General features: G+C 36.0%; 15 protein-coding genes. 5 read left to right on the top strand and 10 right to left on the bottom strand.

All coding sequences use genetic code 11. The annotated features are described in order from the left end of the window. Positions 1-9 precede the first annotated feature (9 nt). Positions 10-1,044, top strand: coding sequence for a YdcF family protein (locus IGL80_RS07095; RefSeq protein WP_002404300.1), 1,035 nt, complete (start codon positions 10-12; stop codon positions 1,042-1,044). A 59-nt stretch (positions 1,045-1,103) separates the two neighbouring features. Here IGL80_RS07095 and IGL80_RS07090 read toward each other — a convergent pair whose 3' ends face one another. Together IGL80_RS07090 and IGL80_RS07085 are read right to left on the bottom strand one after the other, a co-directional pair. After that, a complete protein-coding gene (locus IGL80_RS07090; RefSeq protein WP_002360220.1) occupies positions 1,104-1,826 on the bottom strand; it encodes a TraX family protein in 723 nt (240 codons plus the stop codon). A 104-nt stretch (positions 1,827-1,930) separates the two neighbouring features. Continuing rightward, positions 1,931-2,683, bottom strand: coding sequence for a DUF7006 family protein (locus IGL80_RS07085; protein ID WP_002398752.1), 753 nt, complete (start codon positions 2,681-2,683; stop codon positions 1,931-1,933). Positions 2,684-2,879: 196 nt separating this feature from the next. On the opposite strand from IGL80_RS07085, the gene IGL80_RS07080 reads away from it, so the two are divergent. From IGL80_RS07080 to IGL80_RS07065, 4 genes are all read left to right on the top strand, one after another. Beyond that, entirely contained in the window at positions 2,880-3,674 is a 795-nt protein-coding gene (locus tag IGL80_RS07080) for an SDR family NAD(P)-dependent oxidoreductase (protein WP_002360217.1), read from the top strand. A 129-nt stretch (positions 3,675-3,803) separates the two neighbouring features. Further along, the gene (locus tag IGL80_RS07075; RefSeq protein WP_002360215.1) at positions 3,804-4,232 is read left to right on the top strand and encodes a MarR family winged helix-turn-helix transcriptional regulator; all 429 of its coding nucleotides are present in this window, start codon (positions 3,804-3,806) and stop codon (positions 4,230-4,232) included. A gap of 10 nt (positions 4,233-4,242) precedes the next feature. After that, entirely contained in the window at positions 4,243-5,205 is a 963-nt protein-coding gene (locus IGL80_RS07070; RefSeq protein WP_033591911.1) for a ring-cleaving dioxygenase, read from the top strand. 14 nt (positions 5,206-5,219) lie between these two features. Then, the gene (locus IGL80_RS07065; RefSeq protein ID WP_002360211.1) at positions 5,220-5,822 is read left to right on the top strand and encodes an alpha/beta hydrolase; all 603 of its coding nucleotides are present in this window, start codon (positions 5,220-5,222) and stop codon (positions 5,820-5,822) included. Between the two features lie 79 nt (positions 5,823-5,901). Here IGL80_RS07065 and IGL80_RS07060 read toward each other — a convergent pair whose 3' ends face one another. From IGL80_RS07060 to lepB, 8 genes are all read right to left on the bottom strand, one after another. Beyond that, on the bottom strand, positions 5,902-6,870 hold the full coding sequence (locus tag IGL80_RS07060) for an NADP-dependent oxidoreductase (protein WP_002404298.1): 969 nt from the start codon (positions 6,868-6,870) through the stop codon (positions 5,902-5,904). A gap of 90 nt (positions 6,871-6,960) precedes the next feature. Next, complete coding sequence (locus IGL80_RS07055) at positions 6,961-8,244, bottom strand: ABC transporter permease (protein ID WP_002357458.1); 1,284 nt, start codon at positions 8,242-8,244, stop codon at positions 6,961-6,963. Then, positions 8,245-8,925, bottom strand: coding sequence for an ABC transporter ATP-binding protein (locus IGL80_RS07050; RefSeq protein WP_002357457.1), 681 nt, complete (start codon positions 8,923-8,925; stop codon positions 8,245-8,247). It abuts the gene before it with no gap. A 192-nt stretch (positions 8,926-9,117) separates the two neighbouring features. After that, positions 9,118-9,849 carry a hypothetical protein gene (locus IGL80_RS07045; RefSeq protein WP_002360209.1) on the bottom strand — a complete coding sequence of 244 codons (732 nt, stop codon included), beginning with the start codon at positions 9,847-9,849 and terminating at the stop codon, positions 9,118-9,120. Between the two features lies 1 nt (position 9,850). Further along, complete coding sequence (locus IGL80_RS07040; protein ID WP_002360208.1) at positions 9,851-10,705, bottom strand: ATP-binding cassette domain-containing protein; 855 nt, start codon at positions 10,703-10,705, stop codon at positions 9,851-9,853. Next, on the bottom strand, positions 10,702-11,070 hold the full coding sequence (locus IGL80_RS07035) for a GntR family transcriptional regulator (RefSeq protein WP_002357453.1): 369 nt from the start codon (positions 11,068-11,070) through the stop codon (positions 10,702-10,704). Before IGL80_RS07035 ends, IGL80_RS07040 begins: the two co-directional genes overlap by 4 nt. A gap of 148 nt (positions 11,071-11,218) precedes the next feature. Continuing rightward, a complete protein-coding gene (locus IGL80_RS07030) occupies positions 11,219-11,668 on the bottom strand; it encodes a hypothetical protein (RefSeq protein WP_002360207.1) in 450 nt (149 codons plus the stop codon). Positions 11,669-11,782: 114 nt separating this feature from the next. Further along, positions 11,783-12,337, bottom strand: coding sequence for a signal peptidase I (gene lepB, locus IGL80_RS07025; RefSeq protein ID WP_002382369.1), 555 nt, complete (start codon positions 12,335-12,337; stop codon positions 11,783-11,785). Between the last annotated feature and the right edge of the window lie 4 nt (positions 12,338-12,341).

Genomic DNA, 12,341 nt, shown 5'->3' with positions numbered 1-12,341 from the left:
AGGAATTAAATGGCACTACTACTATTCTTTTTGTTTATCGCCCTACTAGGATTTGGTATATTAAAAATTAATAACCGCAGTATCCTCGGCGGTATCACTCTGGCTTCCGGCACCTTATTGTCATTAGTCACCTTACTATTTATCGGACTAGACAAAATTTATTTACATTTTAAGAATGGCGACCTAATTACCTTGGCCATTGCTTATCTATTAATTCCCGCTGTGTTTATCGGCATTTGCCTTTACTTTATTTTTAACTCACGTACGATGCAAACGAAAGAAGGCAAAAGTGTCACGGCTAAATTGTCGGCGGGCTTAGGGTTGAACTTATTAATTGTTTTACCAGCCTTTCTATATTTATTATCAGTTGGCACAGCGCAAATACCTTATGTGCTTTTTCTGTTCTTACTTTTTCTATTGTTAATGGATCTTTTGCTGACCTTTCTATTTGCTGCTTACGTCTTGTATTCATGGATGTACCAAATGATTCCTTTAAAAAAAGCGGTTGATTATATCATTGTTTTAGGTTCGGGAATTCGTAGCGAGGAAGTACCTCCACTTTTGAAGAGTCGGTTAGATAAAGGGATTGAATATTATGAAAAAAATCCCACCGCTAAATTTGTAGTCAGCGGTGGTCAAGGTCCTGACGAACCTGTGGCCGAAGCTTTCGCAATGAAAAAATATTTGCTTTCACAAAATATTCCTGCAGAAGCAATTTTGATGGAGGACCAATCCACAACCACTTATGAAAATATGTTGTTTTCTAAAGCAATAATTCAGGCAGATTGGCAAAAGATGCCGTCTGATTCTAAACAACCCTCTGTAATTTTTTCAACAAATAACTATCATGTCTTACGAGGAGCTATGTATGCCCATCGTGTCGGCTTAAAAGCTGAAGGTGTCGGGGCGCCAACTGCCTTATATTTTTTACCAACTGCTCTAATCCGAGAATACATTGCCTTACTGGTTCATGATAAGCGAATTGTGCTTTTTGTTTTTCTACTTGTCACTCTTCTTTTAGGAATCAGTATCTTACCCATCTAAAAAAACAGCGACTCACATTTTTGTGAGTCGCTGTTTTTATTCTTTTAATATAAAAAGGTTTAATGAACGTAATTGGCTATCAATGCAATCAGCCATAAATGAAGCGGATAGAATCCGTAAAATAAATATTTGAAAAATGGTGCTTTGCTCCCTCTCTCACCATTGTAAAGCGATATAAATGGTAACACAGTGATAAACATAAAATCAGAATTATAAGCTAACATTTCAATTGTCGTTGGCCAATCTCCCAACCATTGAAAACTTGTAACTAAGAAAAAGAGCGCTAATGCACCATATAAACAGTTCCGTAAGACAAGTCTCTTTCTGGCAAGATACGTAATCAACATAAAAGGTAACATCACAACGCCACCTTCAGCAAACATTGCTCCTATTCCTAAAATGGCTAATATACTAATCAATAAAACAATTTTTAAACTGATTTTTGGCATCTCTAGCATCGCTTTTGTCACAATTAACATACTGACACCAAGGGCTAAGGTGAAGAAAATATTGTTGTGAACAGCGACAGCTGGATTATTCACTAAATGATTTAGAAGCGTATTTCCAACAAACATGATTGCTGCCCAAATATACAAACGACCATTGTAACGATAAATATTCCGTGTATAGTTGAACCCTTCTACAGCCATGTAACCAAAAAACACACCGACACAACGAGTAATTACATGAAAAATCAGTGCCCATTCTGGCGGAACAAAATAACTAATATGGTCAAGAACCATTAACCCCATCATCAATAATTTTAAGCGATTTGCGTTCATGAATCGTCTCCTTTATTTTTTCTACAGAAACTATCATATCTTTTTATATAACAGAAAACAACGAACATTCTTGTTAGATTCAACCATTCTTTTTGTCACTTTTGTTAAACTTGGTACCGCAAAGATAAATCTTCAAATAAATAATGCTGGTATTTAAATTGTTCAAAATGAATTTTTCGAATTTCTTGCTTAATGGCTATTAAGCATTCATCGACCGTCATCAATGATTCTTCTTTCAGAAGCGCCTCTTCTATTAATAATTTGCATTGGCAGTCAATCAATAAAAGTTGACTATAGAATGTGTAAAATGTTTCTTTATTTAATTTTTCAATCAAATTTTTAGCTTGATTCTGCAGCTTTTGATAACATTTGGTCAATTTTTGATAATCCATTAAATCAACTAACTGACCTTGTTTTAACATGTTACTAAAGTCTAAATCCCAAAGCATTTCTTTAGTCGGCTGTTGCAATAAATAATACATAGAATGACTACTAATAATTTCAGTGGTCGGTTCTTCAATTGTTTCATAAAAAGTCACAAAATATTCTCGCTCAATCACAGTAATAATTTCTTCTTCTGAAAGCTCACAATCTTCTAAATTTTGATAGAATATCAATAATTTAATCCGCTCATCTATTTTATTCAGCGAAGCGACTAATTCAGGAAAAAGAACCGACTGACAATTCTCTACTAATTCTCTTGCCTTATTTTGTTCATTTTTATAAAAGCTGTATAACTTTTTCCGCTGTTTTAACGAGTTTAATAAGTTATCGGGTATATTCCAGTAATATTGTTTCTTCATAGCATTCCCACTCTTCTTTTTTATGTACAATTTTACAAAATTGGTCTTAGCCAATTTCGTCTCTAGTTATTCTATCAAAAAAGTGACGCTTTTTTACTGACAATAATTACTCGTTTTACGCCCAAAAAGTGAAAATCTAGCTGTTAAGTAATTATTGGGGCTTGTTTCCCGCGGGCCGAAAAAACTTTTTCCTTTTAAAAGTCCAGAAAAAGACCTACACTAGAGATAGACAAACGTTGGAGGGATTTAAATGGATTTACACTTAACGAATAAATTAGCATTAATTACTGGTTCAACCAAAGGAATTGGCAAAGCAATTGCGATTGAAATGGCTCGCGAAGGGACCGATGTCATTATCAATGGGCGTAATGAAGCCGAAGTAATCAAAGTTGTTGAAGAAATACAAACAATGTTTCCAGACACTCATCCTCAAGCAGGAACTGCCGATATTTCCATTGAAAGTCAACGAACTACTTTGCTTGAAAAATTCCCTAAAGTCGACATTTTAGTGAACAATATGGGGATTTTTGAACCAATGGAATACTGGGACATCGATGACGCCACTTGGGAAAAATTTTTTACTGTGAACGTGTTGTCAGGCAATGCATTAGCAAAAGCTTATCTACCTAAAATGCTTGCACAAGATTTTGGTCGCATTATTTTCATCGCTAGCGAAGAAGCGGTGATGCCTTCTGGCGAAATGCCCCAATATAGCATGACAAAAACGATGAATCTTTCCTTAGCTAAAAGTTTATCCAACTTAACTGTCGGCACACATGTCACCGTTAACACGGTTATGCCTGGCTCAACCCTTACCGAAGGTGTAGAAAAAATGTTGGAAGATATGTACGCTGATTCAGACATTCCCAAAGAGGATTGGGAAAAAGATTTCATGAAAAATCATCGTTCTCGTTCACAAATCCAACGGCTCATTCGTCCAGAAGAAATTGGTCGTTTTGTTACCTTTGTGGCCAGCCCGGATTCTTCTTCCTTCTCAGGCGAAGCCTTAAGAATCGATGGCGGCTTAGTTCCAACGATCTTCTAAATTAAACAAAAAAGACAGCCAGCAAAAATTCACATTTTTTTGCTGGCTGTCTTTTTAAGCATATTAATTGATTACTTACCAAAAGTAAGTTATATTTATCTCGAATTCGAAATAAAAAGAGGTGAAACAATGAACCAACAGCAAGAAGCTTTAAAAGCCTATATCGGTTTATTAAGAACCAGCCATCGACTAGAGCAACTTGCCAAGCAAGATGTTACTTGTTATGACTTAAACATTACAGAATTTTCAGTGTTAGAGCTGTTACTCCATAAAGGTCCTCAGACCATCCAAAAAATCAAGGAGAAAATTTTAATCGCTAGCAGTAGCACCACTTATGTTATTGACCAATTACATAAAAAAGGCTATGTAACGCGCACTCCCAGTGAAAAAGACCGACGCATTACTTACGTCGAATTAACAGAAGCTGGAAAAACATTAATTAAAGAAATTTTCCCGACGCATGCAAAGCGAATTGCAGAAGCATTTGAACAACTCTCTTCCGAAGAATTAACACTTCTTCAAAAAACTTTACGAAAAATAACAAATGAAACGAAATGAGGAAATAATGATGAAAAAAGAAGATCAATTATTAGGAATCCACCACGTTACAGCTATGACAAGTGATGCAGAAAAAAACTATCACTTCTTTACAGATGTTTTAGGGATGCGTTTAGTCAAAAAAACAGTGAATCAAGATGATATCTATACTTACCATACCTATTTTGCTGATGATTTGGGTACACCAGGTACAACCATGACCTTTTTCGATTTTCCCAATAACCCTAAAGGATTAAAAGGAACCAATACAATTTCAAGAACAGGGTTCCGGGTTCCTTCAGATGCAGCTTTGACTTATTATGAAAATCGCTTCAATGAATTTGCTGTCAAACACACAGGTATTTCTGAAGAATTCGGGAAAAAAGTCCTTCGCTTTTGGGATTTTGATGATCAAGCGTATCAATTAATCTCTGATGAATTAAATCAGGGCGTTGCAGCGGGCACCCCTTGGAAAAAAGGACCTGTTCCAACAGAATTTGCGATTTATGGCTTAGGACCTGTCGAAATAGCTATTTCCTATTTTCATGAATTCAAAGAAGTCTTTGAAGAAATTCTAGGCTTTCACCTAGTGGCACAAGAAGGCAATCGCTATTTACTAGAAGTTGGCCAAGGTGGCAATGGTGCCCAAGTCGTTTTGGTAGACGATGATACTAGCTCACAAGCGCAACAAGGATATGGTGAAGTACATCACGTTGCATTCCGCCTAGCGGATCGTAAATCACTTGGGACTTGGCAAGCGCTCTTTGATCATTTAGGCTTACAAAACTCTGGCTATGTCGATCGTTATTACTTTGAATCATTGTATGTTCGCATTGGACATATTTTAGTCGAATTAGCCACCGATGAACCAGGGTTTATGGGGGATGAACCTTACGAAACATTAGGAGAAAAGTTATCTCTTGCGCCATTTTTAGAAAACCGTCGTGAGTATATTGAGAGTGTTATCAAGCCTTTCAATACAAAACGAGCCTAAGGAGGAAAAAAAACATGCATTCAATTTTAAAAAAAGGACATCCTGAAGCACCTGTCTTTGTGCTACTTCACGGTACAGGTGGTGATGAAACATCTCTCCTACCAATTGCCCAAGAACTAAATAAACAAGCTACTGTGCTAAGTATTCGTGGTGATGTTTCAGAAAATGGAATGAATCGTTATTTTAAGCGCCTAGCGGAAGGTCATTATGACTTAGAAGATCTAGAAAAACGCGGCGAGGCGCTTCATAAGTTTATTCAACAAGCCGCTAACGAGCATCAATTTTCATTGGATAAAATTATTTTTATTGGCTATTCAAATGGGGCCAATATCGTTATTCAATTATTGCTTACTCATCCCGATAGTTACCATCAAGCTGTCCTCTATCATCCCATGTTTCCTGTTGAATTGACCAATCAACCAGACTTGACCGACACTTCTGTTTTATTATCTCTAGGAGAGCATGACCCGATTGTTCCACTTCCTGAAAGTATGCGTGTGATTCAATTATTTCAGAATCATGGAGCAACCGTACAAGAGGTTTGGACACAAAGTCATCAATTAACTTATCAAGAAATTAAGGAAACACAAACTTGGTTGGCACATCTGTCCTCTTAACAAAAAAGTGGGTCCTAAGTCGAAATGACTTAGGACCCACTTTTTCTATTTTAAGATAACTCACTGTCTGAGCTTCTTTTTATTCTGCCATTTGAACAACTATTTTACCAACTGCATGGTGCGTTTCACTGAGTGCATGTGCATCATAAATCCCTTGTCTAGAAAAAGGGAAAACTTCACCAATAATTGATTTCACTTTTCCAGCTGCCATCAAATCAGCAATTTTTTGTAATTGTTCTCCATTTGGTTGAAGCCAAATACTTTCAGCAGAAACATTTTTTTCGGCTGCCAATTGTTTATCTTCAATGCCCACAATTGAAACAAGACGACCTGTGTTTGGTTTTAAGACGGCAAAACTATTTTTTTGAACCTCACCACCCATTGTATCAAAGACCAAATCAACATCAGCTAATACCTCTGCAAAATTCGTTGTATGATAATCAATCACTTCATCTGCACCAATTTTTTTCAGTAAGGCATGATTTTTGGCGCTAGCGGTCGTGATGACATGTGCGCCCGCTTCTTTTGCTAGTTGAATCGCATAAGTACCGACCCCACCTGCACCAGCATGAATTAAAACAGTTTCTCCTTCTTTAAGGTGACCATGATCAAACAATGCTTGCCAAGCGGTTAAACCAGCCAACGGAACGGCAGCCGCTTCTTCAAAGCTAATTGTTTCAGGGATTTTTGCTAATAAATGATCATCCACAATCGTTACTTCTGCATAGGTACCAAAACGAGTAGTTTCAGGACGAGCAAAAACTTTATCGCCAACTTGCCAATCCGTTACTTGACTCCCCACCTCTGTAATCACACCAGCGACATCCCAACCAAGAATAATCGGAAAGGACCAATCAAACATCTGTTTTAAATATCCTTCACGCAATTTCCAATCAATCGGATTAATTGATGTCACGTATTCTTTTACCAACACTTGATGTTCCGATAATTCTGGCAGTGTTACTTCTGCTTCTTCAAGTACCTCTTTACTTCCGTACTGATTAATCACAACAGCTTTCATAAACCAACTTCCTCTCATTTGTTTCATTTTTCACACTTTTAGTATACGCCTATTGCCTTCTTTTTATATAAGAATATGCTTTAGTTAAATTGAGAGAAAGTAGCTGTTTTTAGTCTATTATTCATAACGTAAAGATTCAATTGGATCTAATTTTGCTGCTCTTCGAGCTGGTAAAGTTCCTGCTAAAAAAGCAATAAACATAATAACTAAGATAATCGTTAGTGAAGATGGCAATGAAAATTGAATTAATTTAAATCCTGTTAAAGCCTTTAAAAAAGAATCCGTTGCCAAACGATTAACTAAATTTCCAACCCCAACAGCTCCTAAAATGCCTAATATTGAGCCAAAAAAGCCAATTAAAGCCGCCTCAACACTAAAAATTGTAAAGACTTTCCCATTGCTAAGTCCCATGGCTTTCATTAAACCAATTTCTCGCGTTCTTTCTTGGACAGACATATACAGCGTGTTAATAATGCCAAAGCTTGCAGCTAACAAGGCAATTGCACCAAACATGGTTAAGACACCAGTGATTGCATTGATTATATTACGAATCATGCCAATTTCATCTTCGACAGTAGTCGCTAAATAGCCAGCTTTGTCTAAATCTTTTTTGATGTCCTTAATCTGCTCTGGCGTGCTGTCTTTTTTAACTTCAGCAATAATCATCGCGTATTGATTTTTTAAATGTTCTGGAAGATCTGCTTGATTGATTGAGACAACTTTATCAATCAATGCTTTATTCATCAGCGAGAGCCCATTTTGAATGACACTGGCATTTCTAACGCCAACAATTTTTGCTTCAATAACTTGCTCTTGTCCTTTCAAGGAACTTGAGATACCTAATTGAACTGTTTCCCCCACGGCAGCTTTACTAGATGTATAGCCGAGCGCTTTTACATATTCTGGTGACAAATTAATTTCGAAGTCCTGGCTCGTTTGCGAAACTTTACGGCCAGCCGCTAAATCAATGGTCATCTCATCTAGCGCAGAAGTTGCTGAAAATACATATTTATGCTTATCTGCTCCTTTTATATAATCGATAGCAACGGATTTCATTGGTTCCACTGATGTAACATCCGAGATTTTTTTAATCTTCTCAATATCTTTTTCAGCAAGCATACTTTGTTGTTGAATCGTACTGGTTTTTTTCTCTGGATTATATTTACTTGGTTCTGTTCCGTTACCAACATTCATCTCCATTTTTGGCTGAATAAATAACTGATTTGCACCACCGACACTGCCGACTTGTTTGTCAATATAATCATTTACACCAATATTGACTCCTGTAGTTAAAGCTATGGTAAATGCTCCAATAAAGATTGCAATAATGGTCAATACGGTTCGACCTTTATTACGCATTAAATTGGTACTAGCTGATTTTAAAATATCTCTAAATTTCATTTACTCATCTCCTCCTACAATCAAGCCGTCTCGAACATGAACTTGCCGATCACAACGTGCTGCTAAGTCTGGATCATGTGTCACAATAATTAAGGTAATTCCTTTATTTTTATTTAAATCAAATAACAATTCTTCAATTTTCTTCCCAGTGGCAGAATCTAAATTCCCTGTAGGTTCATCTGCAAAAATAATTTGCGGATTATTAACTAAAGCACGCGCTATACATACCCGTTGTTTTTGGCCACCAGATAAATTATTCGCTTTATTTTGAACTTTATCTTCCAAACCGACTGCTTTTAACGCATCTAAAGCCATCTTTTTCCTCTTGCTACCGGAAATCCCACCAATTTTTAATGGTAAAAGAACATTATTTAAAACTGTATCCTTGGCATTCATAAAGAATTGTTGAAAAACAAAACCAAATTCTTCATTTCTCGTTTTATTCAGCACTTTCTTTCTAATACTAGTAACATTTTTACCATTTAAATAAATATCTCCTGAAGTTGGTTGATCTAACAATGCCAAAATGTGCATAAATGTTGATTTCCCAGAGCCACTTTTACCAATTATGGCCACAGATTCACCTTTTTCAACTTTTAAATCAACACCTTTTAACGCATCAAATTTTGTTTCGTTCTTTCCATAACTTTTTTTGATATTTTTTGCTTCAATTACCGCCATGTTACCCCTCCATTTTTCATTCTTTGTCGTTTACTTATTTACAAAGTTTTTTACTCTTTTCATACTCCTTTCTTCTCTTTCTATTTTGACGGAAGCCCTTTCCTTTGTCATGGTAATTCCGATGTATCTCTCAATTAAAACAATAAGAACATGTTCCAAATTCACCTCATTGAACATGTTCTTATTAATTAGTTATGCATTTACGCGTTTAATTTCACGATGTTTATTCAATAAATAGGCCAAACCAAGATTAATGCCAACAAAGCAACTGATTGTCAGAAGAAGTGGTAGGACAGTAAAACCAGTGGATTGATAACCAACCATTGCTTGCAAGACATGGAGCATTCTCAGGCGCATTGGTGCCCCCCCTAATTGTGCAATCGTGCCCAGTAAAATAGGAATCATTAATAACAGCAATAAAACAATGAGTTTTTTTACGCCATCTATCCGATCATTAAAGACACCTGCTAACAAGCCAAGTGAGCCGCTAAGCATTAGTAAGATAAAAAAGAGCAACCACGACATGAAAAAGTTTCCTTGCGCATAGACATCAATTAATTTCATTGATAATTGAAAATGAGAAATGAAATTGCCGCTAAATACTTTAATCAGTACAAGTACAGCCAAGGATCCAACCAAAGATAAAATAGCATTACTTACAAAATTCACCAAAAAAATTGTCCAGCGGGAAAGCCCGTTTTGAATAAACAGTTTAAAATCTGTGTTCATTCCCAAAAATGATAGTATCCCCATAAAAACCAGACAAGGAATTACTGCATCAGAGCTGACAGTATTCACGTCGTTAGAAAAGAGCAACCCAATAAGAGGAAAAAGAATGCCGAACAAAGCATAAAAGCCAAAATAAATTGCTAAGGAACGGACTTGATAAATAACACGATACCGCAAAGCTGTTTTAAATTTCATTTTACTTTTCCTTCTTTCTATTGGTTAATTGCACAAAATATGTTTGTAAATTTAGCGGCGCAATTTGAACCTCTGCTTTTTCAGTCGGCAAGTCGCCGTACACGTAAGCCGTAACTGCCCCACCTAAAGTGTCCATGCCTAAGATTTCCAATGACTGAGTATAGCGCTCTACTTGTTCTTTCGGCCCAGAAACAATGCGACCGTTTTTCAAAATTGTTTCAATAGATTCTGCGCGAATCAATTTTCCTTGATCAATGATGATAATATCTTCTAATAAATTCGCAATTTCTTCAATCAAATGGGTGGAAATCACAAACGTACGGGGACGTTCTTGGTATGTCTCAATTAAATAAGTATAAAATAATTCCCGATGATTGGCGTCTAAACCTAAGACTGGCTCATCTAAAAAAATATACTCACAGGGGACGGATAGCGCCACTATTAGTTTAGCAATACTCCGATAACCAGTTGATAATTTTTTGAATGTCTTTTTACCATCTAAACCAAAATCGCTTAACATTTGTTCGGCTAAAGACCAGTCAAAGGATCCATAAAAACCTTCAGTCGTTTTAAAAATATCTTTAATTTTTAACTGAGGAGGAAATAAATTATCTTCACTCATTAAGTAAATATGATTCAAAGCAGTCTCATTATCGGTCACTGTTTCTCCCGCCAATTGAACGGAACCTGAAGTGGCAAAACTTCGATTATTAATGATATTTAATAACGTACTTTTACCAGCCCCGTTTCTGCCTAAGAGCCCATAAATCGTTTCTTTTTCAAAAGTAATTGAAATATTATCTAGTGCTTTTTTTTGATGATATTTTTTACTTACTGATTCCACCCGCAAACTCATGCGTCATACCCTCTTTCAATTAGTTGTTTTAATTGTTCAGCTGTAATTCCTAATTTTTTAGCTTCTGCGACAACTTCTAAGACTTCTTTATTTAAAAATTCTTCTTTCCGTGCACTTCTTACTCTCTCTTGAGCGCCTGGTAAAACAAACATGCCAATCCCCCGTTTCTTTTCAATCAACTGTCGTTCTACTAATAAATTCATTCCTTTTAAAACGGTGGCTGGATTGATTTGATAACTTTTTGATATTTCTGTGGTTGAGGGAATTTGTTCGCCTTCTAAGTAAGCGCCATTAAAAATTCCTTCGGCAATCTGATCGGCTACTTGCTGAAATAAAGGCTTTTCCCCCGAAAAATTAAATTCCATTTTTACACCTCGCTTAAATAGTTAACTACTTATGTAACTAACTATATATCCTAGAAATTCTTTTGTCAATAAAAAAACCATTGTTTCCAAAGAAATTTTTCTTTGGAAACAATGGTGATACTTTTGAGTTTATTGAATGATTTCGTTCTTATAGGGTTCCATTGTATAACAATTCATCGGTTGTTTCGTTGACAATTTTTAAGCGATTTTGTTTTTTTATCAAAATACTTTTATAGGTCGTTCCTGTAGCCTTTTCTTCCATCACAAGAATGCGTTTATACTCATTATCAGTGACTTTCTTAATCGTTGTTTGATTTAAGGACGGAATTTTTTCTTTTAGCGTTTTTTCTTCCGCCAGACCTTTTAAGATTTCTGATTCTGTAGTGGAACTTGTGGGTTTATTAGAATCGCTTGATACACCTTCGTTATTAGACGCACTTTCAGATGACTTGCGACTTGATTCAGTTACTTTAGGCTGTGATGATTCACTGGTATTGGTTGAATTCATTTGAGTTTGGGTTTGATTCCCACATGCACCAATTAGCAACCCAACGCCTAAGATAGAACTTGCTAAAATTGTTTTTCTAATCATTTGCATGACCTCCTACATCTATCATTACTTTAACCTTAACATTTTTCAGCTAAGAGAACAATTTTTCAGATTAGAAAAGACCACTAGTCGTTATTTAAATAAACGAACTAGTGGTCTTACTTATTTAGGAATGATCTTCATATGAGTGAGTGGGTAATAAACAAATTGTGCTTTCCCTAAGATTTGATCTGCATGTATTGCACCAAAAGAACGGCTGTCTTTGGACATACGGCGATTATCACCAAGCACAAAATAGCTATCTTTAGGTAATTTTTCTTGCATTAACAATTCTTTTGAATCAAAATTCGTAGTATAAGGCATCGTTTCATGATCTTTTTTTCTGTTTTTAGTTAAATACGGTTCAGCGATTGGCTGATTATTGACATATAATTGATCGTTTTCGTAACGCACAGCTTCTCCTGGTAAACCAATCACACGTTTAATCAGAATCGATCCTGTGTCTGTTTTAAAGACCACCACATCAAACCGTTTAATGGCGGAGAATTTTTCCATCACAATCATATCTCCTTGATTCAAGGTTTTTTGCATAGAATGGCCATCCACCCGAACAGGAATCAGGAAAAATCCTCTTAAAATAAAAACGGCTACGATTGCTGGTACTAAAATTTTCAGAAAGTACATTAAATACCCAACATAATCACGTTTCTTCTTCAACTTC

Origin of the sequence: Enterococcus sp. DIV2467a (assembly GCF_050532945.1) — a bacterium.
In the GTDB taxonomy this organism is placed as follows: Bacteria; Bacillota; Bacilli; order Lactobacillales; family Enterococcaceae; genus Enterococcus; species Enterococcus faecalis.
The sequence above is the reverse complement of the archived record's forward strand: the minus strand, read 5'-3'. Positions and strand labels throughout refer to the sequence as shown.

Coding starts and splice junctions, on each gene's coding strand:
- IGL80_RS07040 (WP_002360208.1), bottom strand. CDS start 10,705: ATGAGTTTGCGGGTGGAATCAGTAAGTAAAAAATATCATCAAAAAAAA.
- IGL80_RS07060 (WP_002404298.1), bottom strand. CDS start 6,870: ATGAAACAAATGAGAGGAAGTTGGTTTATGAAAGCTGTTGTGATTAAT.
- IGL80_RS07090 (WP_002360220.1), bottom strand. CDS start 1,826: ATGAACGCAAATCGCTTAAAATTATTGATGATGGGGTTAATGGTTCTT.
- IGL80_RS07050 (WP_002357457.1), bottom strand. CDS start 8,925: ATGGCGGTAATTGAAGCAAAAAATATCAAAAAAAGTTATGGAAAGAAC.
- IGL80_RS07095 (WP_002404300.1), top strand. CDS start 10: ATGGCACTACTACTATTCTTTTTGTTTATCGCCCTACTAGGATTTGGT.
- IGL80_RS07045 (WP_002360209.1), bottom strand. CDS start 9,849: ATGAAATTTAAAACAGCTTTGCGGTATCGTGTTATTTATCAAGTCCGT.
- IGL80_RS07070 (WP_033591911.1), top strand. CDS start 4,243: ATGAAAAAAGAAGATCAATTATTAGGAATCCACCACGTTACAGCTATG.
- IGL80_RS07080 (WP_002360217.1), top strand. CDS start 2,880: ATGGATTTACACTTAACGAATAAATTAGCATTAATTACTGGTTCAACC.
- IGL80_RS07030 (WP_002360207.1), bottom strand. CDS start 11,668: ATGCAAATGATTAGAAAAACAATTTTAGCAAGTTCTATCTTAGGCGTT.
- IGL80_RS07065 (WP_002360211.1), top strand. CDS start 5,220: ATGCATTCAATTTTAAAAAAAGGACATCCTGAAGCACCTGTCTTTGTG.
- IGL80_RS07075 (WP_002360215.1), top strand. CDS start 3,804: ATGAACCAACAGCAAGAAGCTTTAAAAGCCTATATCGGTTTATTAAGA.
- IGL80_RS07035 (WP_002357453.1), bottom strand. CDS start 11,070: ATGGAATTTAATTTTTCGGGGGAAAAGCCTTTATTTCAGCAAGTAGCC.
- IGL80_RS07055 (WP_002357458.1), bottom strand. CDS start 8,244: ATGAAATTTAGAGATATTTTAAAATCAGCTAGTACCAATTTAATGCGT.